The sequence below is a fragment of the Bradyrhizobium sp. HKCCYLRH2060 genome (assembly GCF_051168135.1).
In the GTDB taxonomy this organism is placed as follows: domain Bacteria; phylum Pseudomonadota; class Alphaproteobacteria; order Rhizobiales; family Xanthobacteraceae; genus Bradyrhizobium.
The window spans coordinates 1-25,592 of sequence record NZ_JBNPUK010000023.1; the positions used below are offsets into that span (position 1 = coordinate 1).

A 25,592-nucleotide genomic window follows, 5' to 3' on the forward strand; every position below is an offset into this window, starting at 1 on the left:
GGCGTGGTCATCCCCTGCGCCGTCTTGCCGTTGTGACAGGTCGCGCAGTTGGTGTCGGTCGCGGCATGCTTGAAGGCCGCGCCGCCGAAGCTGGCCGTGCTGGTGTGACAGGACTCGCACGGCAGATTGGTCTGGAGATGATTGCTGGACTTGCCGCGCGCGGTCGTCCCGTTGTGACAGTTGGCACAACCGGCGACGATGCCGGCGTGGTCCATCTTCATTCTGATGCGAAAACTCGCCGTCGACCTGTGGCACACATCGCATGGCGCTGCGGTCGTGATATGATTCTTCGACTTGCCCCGTGCCATCACACCGTTGTGGCAGGTCGTACATGACGCCTTCGCCTGGGTATGATCGATCGCCCGGACGTCCTTCCATGTCGAAGTCTGATGGCAGCTCTCACAGCGCCGCGTGGTCATCGGGTGATTGACGGACATGCCCGCCGTCTGCGCGCCGTTGTGGCAACTGGCGCACTGCGTCTGCGTGCCCTTGAACCGCCCGCCGACGTGACAGGACGAGCACTCCACGCCGACATGGCTTCCGGTCAGCGGAAACCCGGTCGAGACGTGATCGAATGAGCTCTGCGCGGCAGCGTGCCCTGCCAACACCAGAGTGAGCAGCACACAGGCGAGCAGCCACTGCACCATGCGGTGCGAGGCTCGCGCCAACAGCCCCAGTCTGCTGTAGCAGCTGCTCAACTCCAACTCCGCTCTTCACTCTCGACTCGATCGCCAGCCGGACATCCGACGGCGACCGGCCGACCCCAATCCAGCCGAGACCGTTGAGCGTCCGCCGCTCGGCGGTCGCCCTGACAAACCCAAGACACTCTTGCGGATTCCCCCTACGGCCCGGCGGCACGTCTTCCCCAGCCACCGAATACTCGAAACGCTCCGTGCTCCCTTGATCGAGCGCTGCATCGATTAGGCGATGACGGAGTCACCGGCCAGATCACGCAGCCTTCGCTACGCCTACGACAGAGCTTCCAGAGACGCGCAAAGCTGGCCCAAAACTGGGCCAAGCTGAACTCAAGCTGAATGGAGGTTTAGGTTTCTGACCTCACCCGCGCGCGATGGTCCGGCAAGCCCATCACGCAAGCCATTGATCTGCATTCGAACTGATCAGTATTGCGAGCTCTTATCAGCTCGATACGATGTCAGACGTCTTGCAGCAGCCACCGCGGCCGTTCGAATCAGTTCCTGATCTGAACGTTGCGCCATCCCGTTGCGACATGGCAGCGCTCGCACGTCTGACCGAAGGTACCATTGTGCACGTCCGAGCTGCGATGACAGCTGAAGCAATCCATCGGCAACTTCAGATCCGGCGGCGACTTGGCCTTGTGACAGGCCTCGCAGGTGATCTTCTGGTGGACACCGACCAGCGGGAATCGTGTCTGCCGCGCGTGATCGAAACGCCATAGCCGCCATCCGTTCGGATTGTGGCAACTGGCGCATCGCCCGCCGAGTTTCCCCTGGTGGAAATCCTTGTGGCAGCTCTCGCAGGCCATCGGGGTGTTCTTGTAGGTCGGCGTCCGGTGGCACTCCTCGCAGGGCACCGACTTGTGCAGGCCGATCAATGGGAAGCGCGTGATTTCATGATCGAAGGAGAGCTTCTTCCGCCAGCCTATATCGCTATGGCACGTCTCGCAACGCTCACCGAGCTTGCCCTGATGCGGATCCTGCTTGCGGTGACAGGACACGCATGAGGTCGCGAGCTTGTCCCGATAGAGATCACCCGTATGGCAGCCCTCGCACTTCACCTTGGCATGCGCATTTCGCAGGGGGAAGCGGGTCTTGTCGTGATTGAAGCGGACCGTCTTCCACTTGTCCTGATCATGGCAGGTCTCGCACTTGTCGCCGAAGCGGCCGCCATGAACGTCCTGAAGACGGTGACATGAGCCACAGGAGGTCGGCAGATCCTTGTATTGCTGACCGGAATGACACGTCGCACAAGCGACCGACTTGTGGGCGCCCACGAGGGGAAACCGGGTCTTGGTATGGTCGAACTCCTTGGTCGCGCGCCATTTCACCGCCGCGTGGCAGTTCTCGCAGCGTTCACCGAGTCGACCGCGATGCGGATCAATCGCCTTGTGACACTCGAAACAGGTCGAGGGCGCGTTGCGGAACTTCACCTTCGCGACGTGACATCCCGCACAAGGCACGGTCTTGTGCGCGTCGACAAGCCGGTAGTTCGTCATGTCGTGGTTGAAGGTCTCCTTGTCGAGCTGGACGATGTCGGTTCCACGCCCCTTGTGGTCGGTGTGACACTGCCTGCACTCCTGGCTCAGCGCCGCCTGGTCGCGTCCGTGCAGGCGCTCACGCTGCCTGCGATCGACGGCAATCTCCTTGTGGCAATCGAGGCAGAGGCCCGACTGTGCTTTCCGCGTATAGGCTTCGTGGCACTTTCCGCATTCGCTCTCGAGCTTGGCATGCTTCTCGACCAACGGGCCCGGCATGACGAGCTTCTCCAGCAACGTCTGCGCCCGCCCCCCGGCCGAGAGCATCGCAACGCCGGCCAGGACGGCGACGACGACCGCAACACGCCACCGCATCACGCAACTCCGTCAATAGTGATGGACGGCCCAGACATGAACGACGCCCGCCAGCAGCATGAGAAAAAACAGCGGCAGATGAAGCACATGCCACAACGAAAACAATCGTTCGAAGAACGTCAGCTCAGCGGCCTTGCGCACCGCGGCGGCGTAGCGCCGCACCACCTCCTCGATTCGCTTCTCGCGACGCCGCCGCTCGGACCACGACCATCGCGCGCGCTTGGCTTCGGCGCGAATGAGCCGGCGCGCTTCCGCAACCACATTGGCGCGCAGCCGCCGCGTGCGCGCTGCGATGACCGCGCCGGTCCGCAGGCTGCCCAGCGCGGTTCGGGGTACCCTGTTGTCGAGCCCTTTGCTGAAGGCGGCCAACTCCCGCGACACGAACGAGACGGCCTGCATTTCCTGACCGAGCTCCGTCCGCATTGCCTCGGCCTCGGCGAGCAGCTCCTTGACCCGCGCTCTCCCACCATGGAGGCCCATATGGATCTTGCCATAGATGTAACGGCCGACCACGCCGCTGATCGCCACGATCAGCATGGTGAAGAACGCCACATTGCTGTTGAGCGCCCCCAGCTGGAAATTCGCATGGAACAGGATGAGCACGGGACCGATGACGCCGAGCAGCATGTGCGTCCTGAACCAGAACGGCACCGAGCCGATCCCGCGCAGCGACTTGAAGCGCTTGCGCATCGAATAGGCCAGCAGCGACAGCATCGCGACGCTGCCGTAGATCCCGAGCCAGTATCCGATGCCGGAGCCCGGCGTAATATACTCCTCCCCCTTCTGCAGCCACCCCACGGTAATCGCTCCGAGAACGACGACCGTGATGACGACCGGAATGGTTCCTCGAAGAGGATTGCCCCGCGCGCGAGCGACCGCTGCTCTGCTCATGACCTCGACGTTTCCTGTGAAACCCGAATGCCGGATTGGCGGAAGCCAGACTCGTTCGCGGATCTCCGGATCTCAGTCGAGAGACCACTTAGTGATAACCACTTGCAACATCCCCATCCGTCTTCCGACACCGACGTCATTAGTCCGAAATCAGTGCGAGCCATATTTCCGCCGACGGCATCTGTTCAACGAATGATCCAATCCTTGTCTCCAAGACGTCAGATCATTCTGGAATTTCTATGTCGGCATCTCTTGAGAGGAATTTGCATCTAGCACCGCATCGAACCTCTTCACGCGGAGTTCGCGGCCAGCGGCTCTCTTCTGCTGTTAGTTCATAAGACAAGGGAGCGAGACGACATGGCGCTCGATCTCCTGATCGTCTACGCCGCGCCGATGCTCGGCGTCTGGGCCACCTACATGGCGGTGCGCAAGAGAAGAGAAATAAAGAGCGTCGCGAAGCTCTCGGCCGCCAAGGAAGCCGGTCTGCTTGAGCCGGCATCCTTGCATCCCATCATCGATCCCGCCTTGTGCATCGGCTGCGGGTCATGCGTCAGGGCGTGCCCGGAGGGCGACATTCTCGGCCTGATCGGCGGCAAGGCGTCGCTGGTCGAACCTTCGCATTGTATCGGACACGGCGCCTGCAAGGCGGTGTGCCCCGTGAACGCCATCACGCTGGTGTTCGGCACCGAAACGCGCGGCATCGACATTCCAAACGTGGACGAGGCGTTCCAGACCAACGTGCCCGGCATCTTCATCGCCGGAGAGCTCGGCGGGATGGGGCTGGTCCGCAACGCCATCGAACAGGGGCGCCAGGCGATCGACTCCGTCCGCAAGGTCAAGAACATCGGCAAGTCCGACATGCTCGACGTCGTGATTGTCGGCTGCGGTCCGGCCGGACTTTCCGCCAGTCTCGCCTGCCTGCAGCATCGGCTGCGCTTCGTGACGCTGGAGCAGGACTCGCTTGGCGGCACCGTCGCGCACTTTCCCCGCGGCAAGCTGGTGATGACGGCACCTTTCACGCTGCCGCTCGCGGGCAAGTTCAACTTCAGAGAGCTCAGCAAGGAGCAGTTGATCACCTTCTTCATGGGGATCGTGCGCAAGGCCCGCCTCAAGGTGAACGTCGGCGAGCGCGTCGAGGCCGTCACGCGAATGGGAGAAAGCTTCGACGTCAGGACGAACCGCGGCAGCTACAGAACGCATGCCGTGCTCCTGGCGATCGGGCGCCGCGGAACGCCACGCAAGCTGGAAGCTACTGGCGAAGAGCAGAACAAGGTCGTCTATCGACTGATCGACCCCGAACAGTATCGCGGCCAGCACGTGCTCGTCGTCGGTGGCGGCGACGCCGCACTGGAAGCCGCGTGCTCCATCGCCGACGAGCCCGGAACGACGGTGACCCTGTCGCATCGCAGCGAGTCGTTCGGCCGCGCCAAGCTGAAGAACCGTCAACGGACTGAAACAGCTGCTCGATCGGGGCGGCTCCGGGTCATCTACAACTCCACGGTCAAACGGATCGGCAGCGACGACGTCGACATCGATGCCGGCGGCAACACGAGCACGATCCGAAACGATGCCGTCATCGTCTGCGTCGGCGGCATTCTGCCCACCGCATTCCTGAAGAGCATGGGTATCGAGGTGGAGACGAAATATGGCACGGCTTAAGTCCTCTCACGTCATCATCCCCCTGATCTGTCTCGTCGGCTCGACCGTGCCGTCGGTCGCCCCGGCCGGCGACGCGCCGGCCGGCGTGAGCTCCGAAGCATTCGCGAGCCAGGCGGCCGATGCCGCGATCCGCGCCGGACATCCTGAGGACGCACTGAAGCTGCTCGAGCGCGCCGCCAACGCCGGGGATCCGGAGGCGCAGTACCGGCTTGCGTCGCTCTACCGCGCCGGTCTCGGCACCAGAGCAGACGATACGCTGGCGTTCAAATGGATGGAGGCAAGCGCAAGGAAGGGACACGTCAAGGCGCAGTACAATGTCGCAGCGATGTGGCTCGCGGGCCGCGGAACACCGGCCGATCCCGACCGGGCGCGGGAGTGGCTACGCAAGTCGGCGGCGGCTGGCTATCAGCCCGCCGAGCAGTTGATGGCCGACATGGCCAGCCGAGACGCGCGACCCCGCGCCAGGGAGCCGGCGCGCGAAGCTGCGCGCAGGCCGCCACCGACGCTCGATGCGCAGGCCGCCATGCGAAACGGCCATCCGGCCATCATCGACGCCGCCCTGCGCGGCCAGTTCGATCCGATGCGCCAGCTCATCGCTGCGAAGGCTGACGTCAACGCGGTCAACGAGGACGGCGATACGCCTCTGGCGATCGCCGCGGCCGCCGGGCATCTTCGGCTGGTGGAGCTCCTGCTCGCCTCGGGAGCCAACCCGAACACCGGCAACCGGCGTGGCGACACGCCTTTGATGCTGGCAGCGGACAAGGATCATGGAGACATCATCAAACTGCTGCTGACGAAGGCGGCCGACCCATCTGCAGCGCGTGCAGATGGCACGACCGCACTATTGATGGCGCTCAGCCGCTGCAACGGCGCCGCGATCGCTGCGCTCCTCGACGGCGCCTCCGGCAGTCTGCCCGCGTCGGCGGACGGCCGGACCCCCCTCATGATCGCGGTCGCGTCGTGCACCAATGGCCCGCTCGATCGGCAACTCGTTCAGAGATCCGACCTCAACGCCGCCGATGGGCAGGGCCGCACCGCACTCTGGCACGCGGCCGGCAATGGCAATACGCACGCGATCGGACAACTGATCCGCGCCGGTGCGGACGTCAACCGCGCTGACGCCGACGACAAGACGCCGTTGCTGAATGCCATCGAAGGCCGCAGCGCCGCGGCCTCGCTGCTTCTGTTGGACCATGGGGCCGACCCGAAACGCGCGACAAGAGGCGGAAATACCGCCCTCATCCTCGCTGCGCGCGCCGGGCTTGCGGATGTCGTCAGTGAGCTTCTCAGGCGCAAGGCCGACCCGAACGTGCGCAATGGCCAGGGCATGAGCGCGTTGATGATGGCGGCCCATGAGGGGAACATCGGCATTGCGCACAGCCTTCTCGCCGCCGGCGCCGAAAAGCAATTGAGAAACAAGCGGCGCGAACGTGCCACGGACATCGCCGCTGCCAGCGGTCACAGCGATATCGCCAAGCTTCTGGAATAGCGGGCGACTTCGTTTCTCCTCCCTGCCTGTCATGCGGTCGGCGCCGCGCTCGCGGCGCGACGCGCCGCAGACGATTCAAGCGCTATCTATCAATGACCATAACGCTCCGTACCGAGACGCCCCGATGATACCGTTGTCGGTCCACGCGTGCGAATGAGTTGCAGTTAAACTAAGATGCACGTCGATGGATCATCATCATTCCGTACGAATGATGCCTCATTCGGCGCATTGATTGTCGACGCATCACAGACACTTGATAGTTAGCTGCAGGAATATCCGCTGCAGTCGGAGATAGCACATGACAGCGGAGGTCGGATCGTTTGCGCTCATTCTCGCGCTCCTCGTGTCGCTGGTGCAGTCGATCGTTCCGTTCGCAGCGCTGCGCCGCCAATCCGAGATGATCGCCGGCTTCGTTCGGCACGCTGCCTTGACTCAGTTTCTGTTCGTCTCGATCGCATTCGCATGCCTGACGTCGCTGTTTGTCCACTCCGACTTTTCAGTCCAGGTCGTCGCAGCCAATTCGCACACGCTCAAGCCGCTGCTCTACAAGGTCTCCGGAGTCTGGGGAAACCATGAGGGATCCATGTTGTTGTGGGTCCTGATCCTCTCATTGTTCGGTGCTGCCGTTGCATTGTTCGGAACGAACCTTCCGGAGCGACTGCAGAGCAACGTCCTCGGCGTGCACGGCATGATCGGCCTCGGCTTTCTGGCGTTCATCGTCTCGACATCGAATCCGTTCGCGCGGCTGGTCGATGCTCCCCTCGAAGGCAACGGACTGAATCCGATCTTGCAGGATCCCGGCCTCGCCTTTCATCCACCGTTTCTGTATCTGGGCTACGTCGGCTTCTCGATGGCGTTCTCGTTCTCGGTCGCCGCGCTGATCGAGGGAAAGGTCGATGCCAGCTGGGCCCGCTGGGTCCGACCGTGGGTGCTCGCGGCCTGGTGCTTTCTCACGATTGGAATCACGCTGGGCAGCGCATGGGCGTACTACACGCTCGGCTGGGGCGGCTGGTGGTTCTGGGACCCCGTCGAGAACGCGTCCTTCATGCCGTGGCTTGCGGGGACTGCGCTGCTGCATTCCGCCCTGGTGGTCGAACGTCGGAGCGCCCTCCAGAGCTGGACGATCCTGCTGGGGATCGTGACCTTCTCATTGAGCCTGATCGGGACCTTCCTGGTGCGATCCGGCGTGCTCACCAGTGTTCATGCCTTCGCACAGGACCCCTCGCGTGGCGCATTCATCCTGGCGCTCATCCTGGTGGCGACCGGCGGGGCGTTGACGCTGTATGCGATCCGAGCCCCAAGCCTGAAGCACGGTGCGCTGTTCGCGGCCGTCAGCCGCGAGAGCGGCCTCGTCCTCAACAATGTGCTGCTCACGGCAGCCGTGGCCACCGTGTTTCTCGGCACGTTCTACCCGCTCCTCGTCGACATGCTCGGAAACGACAAGATCTCCGTCGGTCCTCCCTACTACAACCTGACGTTCGTTCCGATCATGGTTCCGCTGCTGCTTGCCATGGTGATCGGCCCGGTTCTGAAATGGAAGCGCGATCTCCTCGTTGCGGCCCTGCAACGACTCCGCCTGGCCGGAGGACTTGCGGCATTCATTGCCGTCGCGATCCTCATCGCGACGTTCGGACAGCGTTTCCTGGTCGCGTTCTTCTTCGGCATCGCCGTCTGGCTCGTGATCGGCTCGCTGATGGTGCTGGCTCATCGCGTCCGCCTCGGCATGACGACTCCGCTGGCGACCTCGCTCAACCTCGCGCGCACCACCCCGCTCGCGGTCTACGGCCTGGTGCTGGCCCATGCGGGAATGGGCGTCACCGTCGCGGGCATTACCGGGATGACCGCGTGGGCCAGCGAGAAGGTGCAGATGCTGCGGCCGGGCCAGAGCCTGCAGCTCGCGGGCTACGACATCAAGTTGCGCTCGATCGGAAAATTTCCAGGCCCCAACTACGAAGCCGAGCGTGGCACGTTCGACATCACGCGGAACGGCAAACCGTTCACGCAGCTTTCCAGCGAGCGCCGCTTCTATCCCGTCAGACAGCAGCAGACGACCGCCGCCGGCATTCGAACCAACCTGATCTGGAACGTCTACGTGACGCTCGGCGATCCCGACGACAAAGGCGCGTGGGCGGTGCGTTGCTACTATCACCCGCTGGTGCCGCTGGTCTGGATCGGCGCACTGATGATGGCGTGCGGCGGCTTCGTCTCGCTGGCCGACCGGAGATTTCGTGTCGGAGCTCCGCGACGGGCGATGCGGGCCGTACCGACTGCCGTTCCTGCTGAATAGGACGAGACATGCCGCGCCTACCCTATCTCATACCTCTCGCGGCTTTCGTCGCACTGGCCGCTGGACTGGCTTTCAGCCTGACCAACGATCCGCAGCGAATGCCCTCGACCCTGATCGACAAGCCGACGCCGCGTTTCGAGCTCGCGTCGCTCGACGGCAAGGGCGGCGGTCTTGCCAGTACCGACCTGCAGGGCGACGTGGTCCTGCTCAACGTGTTCGCATCCTGGTGCCCCGGATGTCGCGTCGAGCATCCCATGCTGCTCAAGCTCGCGGAGAGCTCCGCGATCCCGATCTATGGGCTGAACTGGAAGGACGATCGGAACGACGGCAAACGGTGGCTTGCCAAGCATGGCAGTCCCTATGCCCGTGTCGGCTCCGATGAGTCCGGCCGGACCGGCATCGATCTTGGCGTGACCGGCGTTCCCGAAACCTTCGTGATCGATCGGGCCGGCCGCATCCGCTTCCGCTATCCCGGCCCGCTGACCGAAGATGTATGGCGGGACGATTTCGAACCTCTGCTGAAGGCACTCAGGAGCGAGTCATGAACTGCCGGCGGATCAAGCGCGCGGCCGAAGCGCTGCTCGTCAGCTCGCTCGTGCTGACGGCGACCTGGTCGCCATCTCGTGCGGTGCTTCCCGACGAAATGTTGCGCGACGAGGGGCTGGAGGCCCGCGCGCGCGCGCTGGGCCAGGAGCTGCGCTGCGTCGTTTGTCAAAATCAGAGCATTGACGACTCCAACGCTCCATTGGCGCACGATCTGAGGGTGCTGCTGCGCGATCGCCTGCAGGCCGGCGACAGCGACCGGCAGGCGGTGGACTTCCTGGTCGCACGCTACGGCAACTTCGTCCTGCTCAAGCCTCCCTTACAGTGGAATACCATCGCGCTGTGGATCGGTCCCCTGCTCGCTTTGCTCACGGCCGCCGTCGGCTTCGGCCGCTACGTGCGCCGGGCGGCAGCCAATGCGAGTGCGCCCGAGGCGGAGCACGTCGCTCCGCTCAGCGCCGACGAACTCGAAGCCATCGAGGCGATCCTCGATCGAAGGAGCCTTTCATGATGCTGTGGCTGATCCTGACGGCGATGATTTCCGTGGCCGCCGTGCTCATATCGACGCCATTCATCCGCAGCTACGAGCGGAGACGGTTGGCTTCGGCTCAGGGACTTGCCGTCCACCACGACCAGCTCCGCGAGATCGAGAGCGAAACCGCACGCGGCCTGATCGACAAGTCGGATGGCGAGAACGCGGCCAGCGAGATCAAGCGGCGCATTCTCGCCGCAGCCGCCGCCGAACAGCCGCCGGCGCCCTCCCTCACCAGCTCCGAACGAAAATTTGCGCTCGCCGTCGTCACGCTGACGGTGGTGTTCGGCTCCGTCGTCCTGTACGCGGTCATCGGAAACCCGGATGTCCCCGCGGCCGCGCCGGGCCAGACCGCCGTCGGCACGACGCTGAAGTCGGTTGGCGAAGCGCGAACGGACGCAGGCACCCAGGCCATCGCATCGTTGGAGCAGATGGCCGGCCAGGACGGCCGCGACCGACCGCAGCAGGGCAGCGGACTGCCGCCGGTCGAAGAGATGATCCAGCGTGTGCAGACCAGACTGGAGCGAAATCCCAGGGATCCGGACGGATGGCGGCTGCTGGGCTGGTCCTTGTTCAACATCGAGCGCTTTGCGGAGGCGGCGCAGGCCTATGCGCGCGCAATGGAGCTGCGGCCAAGTTCGGCAGAGTATCGCAGCGCGCGGGGCGAAGCGCTGGTGCGGGCCGCGGACGGCACCGTCAACTCCGAAGCCCGCGCGGATTTCGACGAAGCACTCAAACTGGATCCCAAGGACGCGCGCGCCCGTTTCTTCATCGGCGTCGTGAAAGAACAGGATGGAGACAAACGGGGTGCGATGGCCGACTGGACGGCGATCGTATCGGAGGCCGATCCGAACGAGCCGTGGCTGCCTGATCTCAAGCAGCGGCTCGGCGCGCTTCGTCGCGAGCTCGGGGAGGATGACGGCTCGCCATCGCCTGCCCGGCCGAACCTGTCCGCCGAGCGCATGCAGGAACTCCTGCGCTCCGGCAAGACCGCGCAGAGCGAGCCGGCGGAGCCGCGCGGCCCCCGCGCCGAGGACATCCGCAAGGCGGAAAGCATGTCCACACAGGATCGCAACCTCATGATCCGGGGCATGGTGGATGGCCTTGCGAGCCGACTCGAACAATCACCGCGCGATGCAGAAGGCTGGATCAAGTTGATCCGCTCGCGGGTGGTGCTGGGTGACGTCGAGGCGGCGAAACAGTCGCTGCAACGCGCACTGTCGGTCTTTGCGGAGGACGCCCCGGAGCGCACGCGCATAGCTGACGCAGCCAAAGAGCTCGGGATCAATCCATAGCGTTCGAGGGCCCGATCCGCGTGTCCGCATCGTCGGAACCCGTTCGGCAACCGGAGGAATGGCAATGCGCATTCTGCTCATAGAGGACGAGCCCGTCTACGCGGAGCGCATCAGGGAAAGCCTGGCCGATGCCGGTTTCGAGGCGGATCTCGCCACCGATGGCAGGCAGGGCTGGATGCTGGGCAACAGCCAGCCCTATGATGCCGCGGTCCTCGACCTCGGCCTGCCGTGCATTTCGGGCCTCGACGTGCTGCAACGCTGGCGTCATACCGGGCACACGCTGCCGGTGCTGATCCTGTCCGCCCGCAGCGGCTGGGTCGAGCGTGTCAACGGCCTGAACGCAGGCGCGGACGACTATCTCGAAAAGCCCTTCAAGGCCCAGGAGCTCGTCGCGCGGGTCAAATCGCTGCTCCGTCGGGTTTCCAGCAGACCGGAGGCCGTGCTCCGCCTCCGACAGATCGAATTCAACGCGGCGGCCGGCCTGGTCAAAAAGGACGGGGAGATCGTCGACCTGACTGCACTCGAGTTGCGCGTCCTCGAGTTCCTCATGCGCCGCGCCGATCATATCGTGTCGCAGACCGAGCTGCTGGAGCACATCTATCCGAGCAGCGACCATCGCGACTCCAATACGGTCGAAGTCTACATTGCCCGGCTCAGGAGAAAGCTGGGGCGTGACTGCATTCGCACCGTCAGAGGCATGGGATATCGCTTCGGATAGAGCCATGTTCAGCCGCAACTTCCGAGCCCGGATGATCGCGGTCGCCGCGATCTGGATTTCCATCGTCTTGTTCGCCAGCGGGCTCGGGCTCTCGATCGTCATTCGTCGTGTCGTCGAGGCCCATTTTGATCACGACCTGCTGGATCACGCCCGCGAGCTCGCCGATCTCGTGGAGCTCGACGCGGCGCAGCGGCTGTTCATCGCCCGCAATCTGAGCGATCCGCGTTTCTCTCCGGCCAGATCCGGAATGTATTGGCAGGTCATCCTGCAGAACGGCGAGACCGTGCGTTCGCCCTCGCTACAGGATGACCTCTCTCTTTCGGTCACGCCCGACCAGACCCGCGAGGGCTCACTGCCTCCCTCCACGGCGCTGGCGAATGTGGAAGGACCGACCGGGCCGATGCGGATGGTCCGAAACATCAGCGAGCCGTCTCGTCTCGGGCAACCCGTCGAAATCCGAATCGGCGCCGACGAGCGACTGATTAGTGACGAGATGGAGCACCTCAATCTGACACTGATGGCGACGCTGGGTCTGCTGGCCCTCGCCATGGTTGGCACCGCCTACGCTCAGGTCGCCTACGGCCTGCGGCCGCTGCAGCGGATGAGTCGCGCCATCGTGGACGTGCGCAGCGGCAAGACCACACGCCTGCCCGAGGACCTGCCGGAGGAAATCATGCCGCTCGTCACCGAATTGAACGGGATGATCACGGCAAACCTCAGCATGGTCGATCGCGCTCGCGTGCTCGCAGGAAGCTTTGCGCACGCGCTGAAGACGCCTCTGGCAATCCTCGACGAGGAGGCCGCACGGCTGAAAGCGTCCGGTCAGGAGAGCCACGCGCAGATCCTGTCGGAGCAGTGCTCGCGCATGGCGCTGCTCATCGACTACCAGACGGCGCGTGCAAAGGCTTCCACGATCGCGAATGCCGGTGCGTTTGCGGTCGTCGCCGACGTCTTGAGAAGCATCATCAATACCTACTCGCAATTCAGCCCGGGGCACGACCGGCGGTTCGAAGTCGAAGGAGCAACCGACGTCGTCGTTGCCTGCGATACCAACGATCTGACCGAGCTCATCGGCAACCTGCTCGACAACGCGGCAAAATGGGCACGTGACCGCGTCGTGGTTTCGATCGAGGATCTCGACAGCACCGTCTTGATCACGGTGGAGGACGACGGGCCCGGCATTCCGGTCGAACATCGCATGCGCGTGTTCGACGTGGGCACGAGACTTGACGACGCGAAGCCGGGCACTGGCCTCGGTCTGGCGATCGCCCGCGACCTGACCAGCCTCTATGATGGCCGACTGTGGATCGAGGATTCGCGAATTGGGGGCGTCGCCCTGAAGCTCGCACTTCGAAAGAAGGGTGATCCAGGCTCATCGTGACATGACTGGTGCCCGCAAAGCGACCGCAGCGGCATACGGCACGAAGCCAGTGGAGCAGGAAATGCCCTGGGCCAGCGAGCCAACGACGCCAGCCGTAGTCGGTGAGAGGCTCCTTTCGAACAGCGCGGGTCAGCAGCGTCGGCAAAATCGCAAGCTTCCCCGGCCGCGCTATCTCAGTGTCGAGAGATAGGCGACGACGTCGGCCCGCTCTTTCGCGTCCGCCAATCCTTTGAAATACATCTTGACCCCGTGAACGTCCCCGCGAGGATCGGCGATATAGGCATCCAGTGCCGTTGCGGTCCAAGGCGCGTTGTTCTTTTTCATGCTCTCCGAATAGGCGTAGTCCGGCACAGCCGCCGGCTGGCGCCCAACGATGTTCCAGAGGCTCGGGCCGACCTTGTTGACGCCGATCTCGGCAGAGTGGCAGTTATGGCAGATGCGCTGGAAGATGCCTTCCCCGGCGACCGGATTGCCGTCGAGCGCGCGGGCGCTCGGTGCCAGGCTGACGAGAACGGCGACAAGAACGATGCGGCGGAGCATGCGAGATCTTTCCCTTTTCGATCCGGAGCGGGCGCGGGCCAGCCCCCCGGCCAGGCGCGGTGAGCAGATCCGGGCAGATGATCGGACGACAGCCCGGCCCAAGTCCTTGTTCTGGATCAAGCCGCGCAGTTGCCGTTGCTGCTCAATTGGCCTAATCTTCTAAAAAAACGAACGATCACCAACAACCCAAAGTGTCGTTCCGGGAGGTGCCCGATGGGAGACGCCGATCCTCGGCCCCCGCGTCCGTCTGGCGTGACTGCTGCAAAGTCCAAGGCTGCAACGGAGGCCGCTGCGGCGGCCGACATCTGCAGCCAGTTGCCGGCCGACGGGTTGGCGATGGTGCTGATCCTCCTGTCGCCCCACTACGATCCAAACGAGTTCATGGTGGAGGTGACGACCCGTCTTGCGGACATCCCCGTATACGGCTGTACGACGGCCGGAGAGCTGTCGCCCGATGGCTGGGACGACAACAGTGTCGTCGCTCTCGGATTTGCCGCCGAAGATTTCACGGTATTCGCACAGCCCATCTTCGGGTTGTCGGGCTTTCGCGTCGATGAAGGACGTCGCCTCGGCAACCAGCTGAGGCAGGATCTGTCGCGGCACGGTGGTCGCGACGACGACGGCGTGTTCGGACTCGTCCTGATCGACGGCATGTGCCAGCGCGAAGAGGCGATCATGTCGGCGATCTACGCCTCGCTCGACAATATTCCCCTGGTTGGCGGGTCGGCCGGCGATGGTCTGCGGTTCGAGCGCACCTGGGTCTTTCACGACGGCAAGGCCCACACGGACATGGCTGTGCTGATCCTGATCAGGACGTCATTGCCGTTCCGGCTGTTCAAATGCGACAATTTCGAGCCGACCTCGACCAAGATGGTGGTGACGGAGGCCGATCTCGAGCAGCGCATCGTCAAGCAGCTCAATGCCGAGCCGGCGGCGGAGGAATATTGCCGCGCAATCGGAATCGCCGATTCCGAGCTCGACCCGTTCCTGTTTGCAGCCCATCCGGTCCTGGTGCGAGTCGGCGGCTCCTATTTCGCGCGCTCGATTCAGCGCGTCAGCCCTGACGGCTCACTCCGGTTCTTCTGCGCGATCGACGAAGGCATGGTGCTGACGGCGGCGAGGTCACGCAATTCCGTGGCGGCCGCCCGCGAGATGCTGGCCGAGGTCCGCGACGAGATCGGCGAGGTCTCGATCTTCATCGGTTTCGAGTGCATCCTCAGGCGTCTTGACGCGGAGCAGCATCAGTTTGCGCGGGAAATGTCCGAGCTCTATCGCGACAACCGGATCGTCGGGTTCCATACCTATGGCGAGCAGTACGGTTCAATGCATGTCAATCAGACGCTGACCGGGGTCGCGATCGGCAAACGTGGAGCGACGCAGCAATGACCGCCGCGGCGTCTCCGGAAGACCTGCAGCGCGAGGCGGCCAAGCTCAGGAAGATCAACGCCGCGCTGATGTCCCGGGTCGAACGCTCGATGGACCAGCAGTTCAACGCGTTCTCACTGTTCGAAACGGCGATTGCGCTCGATCAGCAGGTGCGCGAGCGAACGCGCCAGCTGCGTGATGCGCTGCGTTCGATCGAAACCGCCAACAAGGACCTCTTTCGGGCCAAGCAGCAGGCTGAAGCGGCGAGCTCCCTGAAATCCTCGGTTCTCATCTCCGTCACGCATGATCTGCTTCAGCCGCTCAACGCCGCGCGGCTCACGCTCTCGACCTTGGCGGACGAGGTCTCGTCCGATCGCGGAACGGCCATGGTCGGCCAGGTCGACCATTCGCTGGCCATGCTCGAGGATCTGCTGCGATCCCTGCTGGAGATTGCCAAGCTCGATGCCGGAGCCCTGCGCCCCGATGTCAGGCCCGTTCTGCTCTCGACCCTGTTCGAGCCGCTCGAACGCGAATTCGCCCCGATCGCGGCCAAACGCGGGTTGTCCCTGCGCATTTGTCCGTGCTCGATCGCCGTGGTCTCGGATGCCATGATGCTGCGGCGCATCTTGCAGAACCTCCTCGCCAACTCCCTGCGCTACACACGGCAGGGCGGCGTCGTCATGGGATGCCGGCCGGGGCCGGGAGCGGGCCGGGTTCGCATCGAGGTCCACGACACCGGCCCGGGGATTCCGAAGCCGCAACAAGAAGCGATCTTTCTCGAATTCCAGCGCGGTCGGCCGAGCGCCGAGGATCAGGCCGGTTTTGGGCTGGGCCTGTCGATCGTTCGTCGCTTCGCCAAGGCATTGGACCATGAGGTCAGGCTGGCTTCGCGGGTTGGACATGGGTCCACATTCAAGCTCGAGCTCGACCGCGCAGACCCGGCAGCCGTACTGCCGGATCCACATCCCGCGGATCACGTCGACCACGACTATGGCGGGCTCGAAGGCGCCAAGATCCTGCTGATCGAAAACGACCTGGCCACCGCCGAGGCCATGGTCAGTCTGCTGGAAAAATGGGGCTGCGACGTCGTAGCTACAGCGTCGTTGAATGACGCCTTGCAGCGTTTGAGTGCGCTCGGCGCAGTCCCTGAGACGATCATCGCGGATCTGCACCTGGATGGCGACGAGAGCGGGCTTGCCGCCATCCGGGACATCAGGCAATTCCTTGGCCGAGATGTTGCGGCCATGATCGTGACCGCCGACTATTCCGAAGACGCAGCCAGGGAAGCAAGCCAATACGGGCTCGAGATCTTGACCAAGCCGGTCAGGCCTGCGGAGCTTCGCGCGCTGTTGTCGTTCTTGCTGTCATGAGCGCTTCAGCGCCGTTTGTCCGAGCTGGCGTGCGCGGCTCGCTGATGAGGTTCACGAAGTCGATCTTTTCCATCTCGATGATGGCCTTGGTCCTGCTCATGACGCGAAGCTTGCGCAGGATCTCCGAGACGTGGACCTTCACTGTCGTCTCGCAGATCCCGAGCTCATAGGCGATCTGCTTGTTCTGCAGTCCACGGCGGATAAGGTCGAGCACGCGCAGCTGCTGCGGCGTCAGCTCGTGAAGACGCTTCAGGAGGTCCTGAGCAGGAAGCCGGCCACGGCGCGCGCCGGCGCAGAGGGAGCCGCCTTCAACATGGACCTCGCCGCGCAGCACGGCGTTGATTGCCTCGGCAAGCTGCTGCTTCGAAGTCGATTTCGAGATGTAGCCGGAGACACCCAGCGCGAGCACGTGGGCGACGAGGTCCGGGTCCCGATGCGCGGAAACGACCAGGATCGGCGTGCGCGGCGCGGTCTTGCGGATGCGGATGACGCCGGAGAGTCCGGTCGTTCCGGGCGTCGAGAGGTCGAGCAGGATCAGGTCGAATCTCGGCGGAGATGAAAGAAGCCCAACGGCCATGTCGACGGACGTCGCCTCGCGCATCTCGGCGTCAGCCAGAGCGGCGCGGATCGCGCTCTCCAGCGCCTCGCGAAACAGCGGATGGTCCTCGACGATGAGCAATCGAGCCACGTGCCTGTCCCCTCCCCGGCCAGATCGAAGGTCCGGCTTATTCAGTGTCGCGGATCCGACATTCAACCAGCGTGCGCGCCGCGTCTTCGAAGGAACGTCAGAACCGGAGCATCAGCGATATCGCGTTGGCTGGCATCAATCAACGACCAAGACGCCATCGACGTCGCCACGCCTGCGGTGGCCGTGAAGTCTTGCGGCGCAACAATTCCGCTACAGGTGTTTTCTGCCCGAAGCGGTGCGCGATCCCTGACGGTCGGCCGGCGCGTTCAGCGCGATCTTGCCGATCTCGATGATGGCCTTGTTGCGGCTGAACAGGCGGAGTTTTCTCAGGATCTCGGTGATGTGCGCCTTGACGGTCGACTCCGCAAGCTGAAGCTCGCCGGCGATTTCCCGGTTCTGATAGCCACGCCTGATCAGGTCGAGGACGCGAAGCTGTTGCGGCGTCAGCTCCTCGAGACGCGCCTGCAGCGCGCGAGATGAGCCCTTCCCGTGGCGCTCGACCGCGGGCACGAAGTCTTTCGGGACCGAGATCGAGCCGCTGAGCACGCGCTCGATCGCGGACGTCAGCTCGCGCTTCGAGGTCGACTTCGGCAGATAGCCGGCCGCGCCGAGCGAAAGCGCCTCGCGCACCACGTTCTGGTCCTCGTCACTCGAGACGATCGCGACCGGAAGCCGCGGATGGGCGGCGCGAAGCCGCTGGAATCCCGAGAAGCCCATGGCATCGGGCAGCGTCAGATCGAGCAGCGCCAGGTCGATGTCGGGTTCGAGCGCAAGGGTGCTGAGGGCATCGGCAATCGACAGCGCCTCGAAGATCTCGGCGTCAGGATGCGCCAGACGCACCGCATTACCGAGAGCTTCGCGAAACAGGGGATGATCGTCGATGATCAGAAAACGCGTCATGTCCGACCTTCACTCGCTGCCAGCACGTGCCGGGTGATCCGGCAGATCGTGTCGGCCGGTGTCGCTCCCTCAATTTGCCGTCTCTGACGACTGCACGGTCAGCAGGAATGTATAGATGCTCTCGAACTGGTCGTCGGTAAAGACCTCCTTCCAGGCGGGCATGCCCTTGGAGGGACGACCTTCATGCACGGTGGTCCAAAATTTGTCGCGCATGTCCTCACCGTAGCGGGTCTGCAGCCGTCGCAGGTCGATCCGGCGTTCTGCCTGCACGGCGTCGGGTCCGTGACAGTGGGCGCAGGTGCCATTGAAGATCTCTTTGCCTAGCGTCACCGCCTCGGTCTTCGACTCGCTCGCAGTCGAGTCCGAAACGCTGGTCACGACGGCCTCGGCGACCGGCTGGCGGAGAAGCGGAGCGGGGTCAGTTGTCGACGCCAGCTTGATCGGGCGCGGCACGGCGCCGAGCCTGATCGACGGCTCGCTCGGCAGCCCGTATTTGACCGCGAGCTCGGCGATCCGCGGCGCGAGCTGCGGCAATGCGGCGTCGATCTGATCGCGCAGTTGGCCGGAGCTCTTGGCAAGGCCGATCGCGGCATCCCAGGAGAGCCCGTCGCCCTCGACCGGCTGGATCCGGAAGCCGCTCTGGTAGATCGTCTTGTTCAACCAGCCTGCAACCGGCCCCCAGACGAAGGCGACGTCGGCCCTGCCCTGGGCCAGCGCCGCAAGGCCCTCGTCCGGCGTCAGCACCGTCACCTTCTTGATGTCGTCGCGTTGGGCCAGCAGGTTTTGCGGCGTGGTCTGGTATTGCACGGCGACACGCTTGCCTCGGAGATCGTCGATGCTATGGACGATGAGCGTCCCGCGGCTGACGAGTGCGTAGGTTTCGGTCGTGATCTTCTTCGAGAAGATCACGGCCGGTCCCATGAAGTCCGCTGACAGCGGCAGGCCGATCATCGCGTCGCACTGCTTGCCCAGCAGCGTCACGCGCACGGTTCGCTTGCCGAAATAGGATTTGTACCAGTCATAGGCCACGGGGCGGCCGAGTTGCTGTGACAGCGCCTGACCGACCTCGAGATAGAATCCCGGCTGCGTTGGATTGTTGCTCGAGAACGGAAGATTGGTCGGATCGGCACAAAGCCGCAGCGGCTCCGCCTCGTTGGCCAGACCCGCCGCCGACGAGGCCAGCGGGGTGGCGGCCATCAAGGCGACGAGAGCCGTCGCGCGTGCTGCCAGTACGGCGGCGGCCCGCCCATTCGAGCCAGTCTGACGACGATTCAGGCGCATCCTCGATCCCTCAGATCTTGTTTATCTGTTTATATGGTACGGCTCGGTCTCGCGAGCGGGCCGCCTTCCTTCGTCCGCTTGATGCGGATTGGCCGAACGCTGCGCGTGTCCCCGCGGCCGGGGACACGCGAGGCCGTCGCGAGCTCTGCGGCTATTGGACCGCGAACACGAACAGGGCGCCGCCTTCGGGAGCTGCGTTCGTCATCTTCTTGCCGATCTCACCCAGGAACGCCGGGATCGAGGCGGTGCGGCCGACGACGACGGCCACGTACTGCTTGCCGTCCACCGAGTAGGTCACCGGACCGGCGCCGATGCCGGAGCCGAGATTCTTCTTCCACAGGATCTTGCCGGTCTTGGCGTCGATGGCGCGGAAATCGCCGTGCAGGTTGCCGGAGAACACCAGGCCGCCGCCGGTGCTGAGCGTACCTCCGTTGAACGGAAGGTCTTCCCGGATCGACCAGACCTTCTTGTTGTTCACGGGATCCCAGGCGATGAGCTCGCCGAGGAATCCGCCCGGGCCTTCCTTGGTCGGGAATTCCGCACCGAGATAGAACACGCCGCGCTTGTACGAGACGTCGCTGACCGCCCAGTCCATGCAGACATTGTTGGTCGGGATGTAGACCAGGCCGGTGTCCGGATTGTACGACATCGGCTGCCAGTTCTTGCCGCCGATCAGGTTCGGGCAGACGTCCTTGACGGGATGTCCAGGGCCCGGCCGCTTGTCCGGGTCCTCGACCGCGCGCAGGGTCGAAATGTCCCATTTCTGCGCCCAGTTGGCGAAGACGTACTTTTCGGCCGAGATCACCTTGCCGGTCTCTCGATTGGCCACGAAGAAGAAGCCGTTGCGATCGGCCTTCATCAAGGTCGGAACGGCTGCGCCGCCGACCTTGAGATCGGCGAGGATGGCTTCGTTGACGCCGTCATAGTCCCAGGCATCGGCAGGCGTGGTCTGGATGTGCCACTTGATTTTTCCGGTGTTCGGATCGAGCGCCAGCGTGGACGCCGTATACAGATTGGTCAGCTTGCCGAAATCGCCATTGCCGGTCGAGCGCACGGCGGTGTTCCAGGGACCGGGGTTGCTGGTGCCCCAATAGACCGTGTCGCTCTTCGGATCGTAGGAGCCGACCAGCCAGGCTGCGCCGCCGCCATGCAGGCCGGTGTCGCCCTTCCAGGTCTCGCTGCCGGGCTCGCCGGGCGCAGGCACCGTGTAGGTCTGCCAGACCAGCTTGCCGGAGTTGATGTCGTAGGCCTGCAGCGAGCCGCGGACGCCATACTCGCCGCCGCCGAAGCCGGTGATGACCTTGTCGCGCACGACCAGCGGCGGCGAGGTGATCACCGATCCCTGCTTGTAGTCGACGACCTTCGAGGTCCACAGCTCCTTGCCGGTGGCGGCATCGAGCGCGCTCAGCTTGCCGTCGAGCCGGCCGACGAACAGCTTGCCGTCGGCATAGGCGATGCCGCGGCTGTTCACGTCGCAGCAGGCATATTGCAGCGTATCGTCCGGAATCTCCGGCTCATAGGTCCATTTGCGCGCGCCGGTCGCGGCATCCAGCGCGTAGACGTATTTCGGACCCCACGACGTCGAGACGTAGAGCGTGTTGCCGATCACGATCGGCGAGGCCTCGTTCGAGCGCAGCGAGGCCAGTGAGAACGAATAGACCAGCGACAGCTTACCGGCGTTCTCGGTGTTGATCTCCTTGAGCGGGCTGAACCGGGTGTTGCCGTAGTCATGTCCGGCCATCGCCCAGGCGCCGGGCTCGCTGGCGGCCTTCAGCGCCGAGTCGTTGGCGCGGACGCCCAACGTGCCGGCGACAAGGAAGGCAACCGTCGAGATGCCAGCCAAGAATCTCCTGCTCGTGAAATTCATCAGTTCCCTCCGCCTATGTCTTTGTTGTGTTCGTATGACGCGTGCGCGCGAGGCCCCAGATGAGCAGTCGCGGTGCAAGCACCGGGGCGATTACAGCATCAGCGCGGCCCGGCTCTCATAGGCGGAAGGTAGTAGGCGGCGGGGATCAGGGTTGAAGGCCGATTACGGCGTCCTTTCAGCGGCTTATCGAAATTCTGTGACCTGCGAGCGGAAGGATCGTTATCGCGCTTCCACTGCGCGATCTCGTGGAAGCTTGGCGTCCTCGCGGTCGCCACACCGAGGGAAGCCCTCTCTCGAGATGACGCCTTGAACAAACCGGACCGAAGAGCGGCATCTTTTAGTTCAGGCGCGGCCGCCGCTGGAATACGCGGGGCTCGGTGCCAGACAGGGAAACCCGAGCGCAAAGCTTGCCTTGGCCTGGTGACGTCTAGCTCTCCACGGGGTCGCTCGAGCTGAGGCGTTCGATCGCCTCCAGGTCGTGAATCGTGACCGACGCGTACTTTGCCGTCGCAATCCCATCCTGCTCGAGACTCTTGAGCAGACGATTGATCGTCTGCCGGCCGACCCCAATCATCACCGCAAGGTCCTCCTGCGACAATCGCAAATCGATGACCAACCCTTTCTTGGTCTGTCGCCCGTGACTCTCTGCGAGCCTCTGCAATTCCTGCGCAAGCCGGTGAAGTGGACGCCGATTGCGGAGAATGATCAGGTTCTGCATCGACACGCGCAGGTGATCGCAGACCATTCGAACAAACGCAGAATAATACTCGTTGCTCTCGTTGATGAGCGCCTCGAACCGCTCCTGGCTCACGTGAAACAGCACCGCCTTGCCAATGGCGAATGCGTCATAACCATATGGGCGCCCGTCGAGGGCCGAGGTGACGCCGATCCACGACCCAGGCGAAGAGATCAGCAGGAAGGAGGGATTGCCGGACAGCGAAAAGCTGGTCAAGCGCACCTGCCCCGACACCAGGGCAATCAATCCGTCGCGGGAGTCGCTCGCGGAATAGATCAGGGAGTTGTCCGCGTTTCGAACGCGACCCAGACGAAGAATGTTGTCCGCCAATGACGGAGAAAGGCCAGCAAACCACTTGTTCCTGCGCAGAACAGCCTTGAGGACCGCTTTGTTCATTCGTCGCCACACATGAAGACGGGATGGTCGCTGTCGCGACATCTGTCATCCCATATCAGTGTAGCGGAGATCAATCGAGGTGGCCGGGCTCCCGGCGGTGTAGGCCCACCCCAGCGCGAGTCGCCGGATGGGGTAAAATGAGGCGCGTCACACCGGCGGCCCGCCAGCGCTAGAACGATTTTTCCTCGGCCTCATAGATGGTCATGACGGGCGGTCTCGCGCACAGCTTGGCGACCTCCTGCACGAACGCCCGTGACTCGGGTCGGGCGAAATGCGCCTCGAGCGCGATGGCGTCACGCCAGCGCTCGAAGAAGCGCAGACGGAGCGAGTTTTCACAATCGACCTGCACGGTGTGCTCCACGCAGCCGTCTTCCATACGCGAACGATGCACATGCTCCAGGCTGATCTTCATCAGACGATCAAAGCTTTCGCCAAGCCCGTCCACAGACCCCACAACGATGATCATCGGCTCACATCCTCACTCTTGTGTTCCTCAGAAGGCGCCGGATGGCTGTCCTCGGCGAATGGCATGAGCGGGATCGTGCGGACGTCGAGACCTCGGCGCCTGGGATGGACGCCAGAACATTGGTTGCCTCGGTTGTCATGCTGACCGTCGTTTCCCCGCGAAGTTGATTTTCTTGCACGCGGCGACCTGCGTCCCGGCGCCCTCGCCGGCTCAAGCTAAGGTGATTTTGTGCATCGATTGTCGCGATTGCGACAGTCTCGGCCATGATCTGTGCTCGTCTCTTGGCGGCGTCACGACGCGGCACGGCCGGAGGCGCAACGGGCAACCATGTCGAAACGAGGAGACCCGATGTTGCTGACGGCCGAACGCCTCTTCGCAGTCGAGGGCTTGGTCACCATCGTGACCGGCGCGGCGAGCGGACTTGGCCTGGCCATTTCCCGGACCATGGCAGCCAACGGTGCCGATTTGATCCTGGTTGACAGGAACGAGACCGAACTGAGGCGGATCGGCGAGGAGATCATCCCGGGGGCAGAGATCGCGACGGTCGATGTCGCAGATCCAGCCGCCATCCGGCGGACGGTCGATGACGTCATCGCGCGCAAGGGCCGGCTCGACGTCATGTTCGCGAACGCCGGCATCAGCGGGGGAGCCGGAATTCGATTGCCGCAGGGCCACATCGAGAACGTCGATTTCGCAGCCTGGAATGACGTTATTGCCATCAACCAGACCGGCGCGTTCGCGACCATCCAGGCTGCGGCCCGTCACATGAAGGCGCAGCGCGGCGGTCGGATCGTGGTCACGGCGTCGGTCGGAGGATTAAGAGGCTCGGCAGCGACCGCCTATGCGTATGCGGCCGCCAAGGCCGCGGTGGTGAACCTGGTCAGGCAGGCCGCGCTCGAGCTCGCCACGTTCGACGTCCAGGTCAATGCCATCGCGCCCGGCTTCTTCCGGACGGGGCTCGGCGGAGGCCGCCTGCTGGACGAGGCCGCGACAGCGCCGCTCCACGCCATGGTGCCGATGAACCGGCTTGGGATCCCCGACGAGATTGCCGGCGTCAGCCTGCTGCTGGCATCGCCGGCCGCGAGCTATATCACCGGATCGGTGTTCACCGTGGACGGCGGAATCAGCGCGGCATGAAGCACCTCGAAGGCAAGGTCGCGGTGATCACGGGAGCTGCCAGCGGCATCGGGCGCGAGCTGGCCGCTGCCTGCGCTGCGCAAGGAATGAAGCTCGTTCTCGCCGACGTCGATCGCGACGGACTATCAGCCACGAAAGACCCGATGCCGGGCGGGATTGCCGTGCACACGGCGCAGTGCGACGTGTCCAGCGTCGAAGCGGTTCAACGCCTCGCCGACCTTGCCTTTGAAGAGTTCGGCAACGTTCACCTGCTCTTCAACAACGCCGGTGTCGCGGCGCTTGGCCCGGTCTGGTCCGCAACTCCCGAGGACTGGACGTGGGTGCTCGGAGTCAACCTCCTGGGCGTCGTCAACGGCATTCGCAGCTTCGTGCCGCGCATGATGGCTGCAGGCGACGAGGGCCACATCGTCAACACGGCGTCAGCCGCGGGGTTGACCGCCGTTGCGGGCTCCGGCGCCTACTGCGCCAGCAAGCACGCGGTCGTAGCCTTGTCCGAGTGCCTCTTGAAGGACCTTCAGCTCGCCGGCTCTCCTCTCAAGGTCAACGTGCTGTGCCCCTCGCTGGTCAAGACCGCCATCGCCGACTCAGGCCGACATCGGCCCGCACATCTGGCTTCGACAAACCCCGACACTGCAGCATATGATCAGCGCGTCAGAGCGGGAATGGAGGAATCCGAGGTCAGCGCCGCCGATGTGGCCAGCATGACGATCCAGGCCATCCACGACGACGAATTCTACATCCTTCCGCATCCCGCGGTGCGGCTCCGGGTCGAGGAGCGGCTTCGCAACATCATCGGTGATCAACATCACCACCAGCCAGACGGCCTCCTTGGGTCGACGGATGAACCATGAGCAATTCAAACGAGACCGCCGACCTCAGAGCCAGGATCGAGGCGCTCGAGAAACGCGTTGCCGAGCATGATGATCGCGAGGCGATCCGGACACTGCGCTGCACGTACCACGAATACGTCAACCAGGAGCGCGTCGCCGAACTGGCCGATCTCTTTGCGGAGAACGCCACCGTCTCCTATGGCGGTCGGCCGTCGGTGACCGGCCGCGAGGCCATCCGCGACTTCTTCCTCAACTTCCCGATCAAATGGGCGCGTCAATTCATCCACGCGCACGTCGTCGAAATCGATGGCGACCACGGCAGAGGCTACAGCCATCTCGACGGGCGCCCCGTTCTCAACGGCAAGAGCCTCATGGTCGGCGGCCGGTTCGATGATGAATATGTCAGGGAAAACGGCCGTTGGCTGTTTTCGAAAGTCGTGTTGACGACCTGGTACATGGTCCCGGTCGAGCCCGGCTGGGAAGCCGCGGCAGCGACCAGGCCGGCCCAGACCTGAGCTGCACGAACTCAGGCCTGCTGATTTGACGGCCGAGCTCCGTCAGACGTGGATAGCGGCGCCGACAAGGACGGCGTCATGCACGATCTTTCACCGGCCGTGCCCCGGCCCGCCCCGACTGGCGCCAACGCTGGGCACGCGTCGCTGCGGGGTCACTT

Annotated in this window: 22 protein-coding genes and 1 pseudogene; 13 read left to right on the forward strand and 10 right to left on the reverse strand. The window is 63.9% G+C overall.

Annotated elements, in window-relative coordinates:
- The 3 genes and pseudogenes from ACQR10_RS30390 to ACQR10_RS30400 all read right to left on the reverse strand — a co-directional run.
- Positions 1–698: pseudogene (locus ACQR10_RS30390) on the reverse strand (hypothetical protein); the annotation flags it as partial.
- Positions 699–1,189: 491 nt separating this feature from the next.
- Positions 1,190–2,548: a cytochrome c3 family protein gene (locus ACQR10_RS30395; RefSeq protein WP_434912182.1), complete on the reverse strand. Its 1,359-nt coding sequence runs from the start codon at positions 2,546–2,548 to the stop codon at positions 1,190–1,192.
- A 12-nt stretch (positions 2,549–2,560) separates the two neighbouring features.
- The gene (locus ACQR10_RS30400; RefSeq protein WP_316216109.1) at positions 2,561–3,439 is read right to left on the reverse strand and encodes a pyridine nucleotide-disulfide oxidoreductase; all 879 of its coding nucleotides are present in this window, start codon (positions 3,437–3,439) and stop codon (positions 2,561–2,563) included.
- A 417-nt stretch (positions 3,440–3,856) separates the two neighbouring features.
- On the opposite strand from ACQR10_RS30400, the gene ACQR10_RS30405 reads away from it, so the two are divergent.
- From ACQR10_RS30405 to ACQR10_RS30440, 8 genes are all read left to right on the forward strand, one after another.
- Positions 3,857–5,098, forward strand: a complete 1,242-nt coding sequence (locus ACQR10_RS30405) for an NAD(P)-binding domain-containing protein (RefSeq protein ID WP_434912183.1) — start codon at positions 3,857–3,859, stop codon at positions 5,096–5,098.
- Between the two features lie 85 nt (positions 5,099–5,183).
- On the forward strand, positions 5,184–6,587 hold the full coding sequence (locus ACQR10_RS30410; protein ID WP_315804952.1) for an ankyrin repeat domain-containing protein: 1,404 nt from the start codon (positions 5,184–5,186) through the stop codon (positions 6,585–6,587).
- Positions 6,588–6,885: 298 nt separating this feature from the next.
- Positions 6,886–8,874, forward strand: a complete 1,989-nt coding sequence (locus tag ACQR10_RS30415) for a heme lyase CcmF/NrfE family subunit (RefSeq protein WP_316216107.1) — start codon at positions 6,886–6,888, stop codon at positions 8,872–8,874.
- 8 nt (positions 8,875–8,882) lie between these two features.
- Positions 8,883–9,419 (forward strand): DsbE family thiol:disulfide interchange protein, encoded by a 537-nt coding sequence (locus ACQR10_RS30420; RefSeq protein ID WP_316216106.1) that lies wholly within the window; start codon positions 8,883–8,885, stop codon positions 9,417–9,419.
- Positions 9,416–9,928: a cytochrome c-type biogenesis protein gene (locus tag ACQR10_RS30425; RefSeq protein WP_315769962.1), complete on the forward strand. Its 513-nt coding sequence runs from the start codon at positions 9,416–9,418 to the stop codon at positions 9,926–9,928. Before ACQR10_RS30420 ends, ACQR10_RS30425 begins: the two co-directional genes overlap by 4 nt.
- Entirely contained in the window at positions 9,925–11,244 is a 1,320-nt protein-coding gene (ccmI, locus tag ACQR10_RS30430) for a c-type cytochrome biogenesis protein CcmI (protein ID WP_316216105.1), read from the forward strand. The genes ACQR10_RS30425 and ccmI overlap by 4 nt, the downstream gene beginning before the upstream one ends.
- A gap of 64 nt (positions 11,245–11,308) precedes the next feature.
- Complete coding sequence (locus ACQR10_RS30435; protein ID WP_315804948.1) at positions 11,309–11,962, forward strand: response regulator transcription factor; 654 nt, start codon at positions 11,309–11,311, stop codon at positions 11,960–11,962.
- A gap of 4 nt (positions 11,963–11,966) precedes the next feature.
- Complete coding sequence (locus ACQR10_RS30440) at positions 11,967–13,343, forward strand: HAMP domain-containing sensor histidine kinase (RefSeq protein ID WP_316216104.1); 1,377 nt, start codon at positions 11,967–11,969, stop codon at positions 13,341–13,343.
- Positions 13,344–13,511: 168 nt separating this feature from the next.
- On the opposite strand, the gene ACQR10_RS30445 is transcribed toward ACQR10_RS30440, so the two are convergent.
- Entirely contained in the window at positions 13,512–14,003 is a 492-nt protein-coding gene (locus tag ACQR10_RS30445) for a c-type cytochrome (protein WP_316216103.1), read from the reverse strand.
- A gap of 93 nt (positions 14,004–14,096) precedes the next feature.
- Here ACQR10_RS30445 and ACQR10_RS30450 point away from each other — a divergent pair, with 93 nt between their 5' ends.
- Together ACQR10_RS30450 and ACQR10_RS30455 are read left to right on the forward strand one after the other, a co-directional pair.
- Positions 14,097–15,269, forward strand: coding sequence for an FIST N-terminal domain-containing protein (locus ACQR10_RS30450; RefSeq protein WP_434912184.1), 1,173 nt, complete (start codon positions 14,097–14,099; stop codon positions 15,267–15,269).
- Entirely contained in the window at positions 15,266–16,618 is a 1,353-nt protein-coding gene (locus tag ACQR10_RS30455; protein WP_316216102.1) for a hybrid sensor histidine kinase/response regulator, read from the forward strand. Before ACQR10_RS30450 ends, ACQR10_RS30455 begins: the two co-directional genes overlap by 4 nt.
- Here ACQR10_RS30455 and ACQR10_RS30460 read toward each other — a convergent pair.
- The 6 genes from ACQR10_RS30460 to ACQR10_RS30485 all read right to left on the reverse strand — a co-directional run bounded on the left by ACQR10_RS30460 (position 16,572) and on the right by ACQR10_RS30485 (position 22,952).
- Positions 16,572–17,306 carry a response regulator transcription factor gene (locus tag ACQR10_RS30460; RefSeq protein ID WP_316216101.1) on the reverse strand — a complete coding sequence of 245 codons (735 nt, stop codon included), beginning with the start codon at positions 17,304–17,306 and terminating at the stop codon, positions 16,572–16,574. The genes ACQR10_RS30455 and ACQR10_RS30460 overlap by 47 nt on opposite strands.
- A 210-nt stretch (positions 17,307–17,516) precedes the next feature.
- The gene (locus ACQR10_RS30465; protein WP_315804942.1) at positions 17,517–18,206 is read right to left on the reverse strand and encodes a response regulator transcription factor; all 690 of its coding nucleotides are present in this window, start codon (positions 18,204–18,206) and stop codon (positions 17,517–17,519) included.
- Positions 18,207–18,275: 69 nt separating this feature from the next.
- Positions 18,276–19,403, reverse strand: coding sequence for a c-type cytochrome (locus ACQR10_RS30470; protein WP_410051409.1), 1,128 nt, complete (start codon positions 19,401–19,403; stop codon positions 18,276–18,278).
- 235 nt (positions 19,404–19,638) lie between these two features.
- On the reverse strand, positions 19,639–21,330 hold the full coding sequence (locus ACQR10_RS30475) for a PQQ-dependent dehydrogenase, methanol/ethanol family (RefSeq protein ID WP_316216099.1): 1,692 nt from the start codon (positions 21,328–21,330) through the stop codon (positions 19,639–19,641).
- A 451-nt stretch (positions 21,331–21,781) separates the two neighbouring features.
- Complete coding sequence (locus ACQR10_RS30480; RefSeq protein WP_316216098.1) at positions 21,782–22,486, reverse strand: Crp/Fnr family transcriptional regulator; 705 nt, start codon at positions 22,484–22,486, stop codon at positions 21,782–21,784.
- A gap of 169 nt (positions 22,487–22,655) precedes the next feature.
- On the reverse strand, positions 22,656–22,952 hold the full coding sequence (locus ACQR10_RS30485) for a putative quinol monooxygenase (RefSeq protein ID WP_315804939.1): 297 nt from the start codon (positions 22,950–22,952) through the stop codon (positions 22,656–22,658).
- Between the two features lie 348 nt (positions 22,953–23,300).
- Between ACQR10_RS30485 and ACQR10_RS30490 the strand changes: the two genes are divergently transcribed.
- Genes ACQR10_RS30490 through ACQR10_RS30500 form a run of 3 tightly spaced genes read left to right on the forward strand, consistent with a single transcriptional unit; the run spans position 23,301 to position 25,434 of the window.
- On the forward strand, positions 23,301–24,089 hold the full coding sequence (locus ACQR10_RS30490) for an SDR family NAD(P)-dependent oxidoreductase (RefSeq protein ID WP_316216097.1): 789 nt from the start codon (positions 23,301–23,303) through the stop codon (positions 24,087–24,089).
- On the forward strand, positions 24,086–24,940 hold the full coding sequence (locus ACQR10_RS30495) for an SDR family NAD(P)-dependent oxidoreductase (protein WP_316182166.1): 855 nt from the start codon (positions 24,086–24,088) through the stop codon (positions 24,938–24,940). Before ACQR10_RS30490 ends, ACQR10_RS30495 begins: the two co-directional genes overlap by 4 nt.
- Positions 24,937–25,434 (forward strand): nuclear transport factor 2 family protein, encoded by a 498-nt coding sequence (locus ACQR10_RS30500; protein WP_316182164.1) that lies wholly within the window; start codon positions 24,937–24,939, stop codon positions 25,432–25,434. Before ACQR10_RS30495 ends, ACQR10_RS30500 begins: the two co-directional genes overlap by 4 nt.
- Positions 25,435–25,592: the final 158 nt, after the last annotated feature.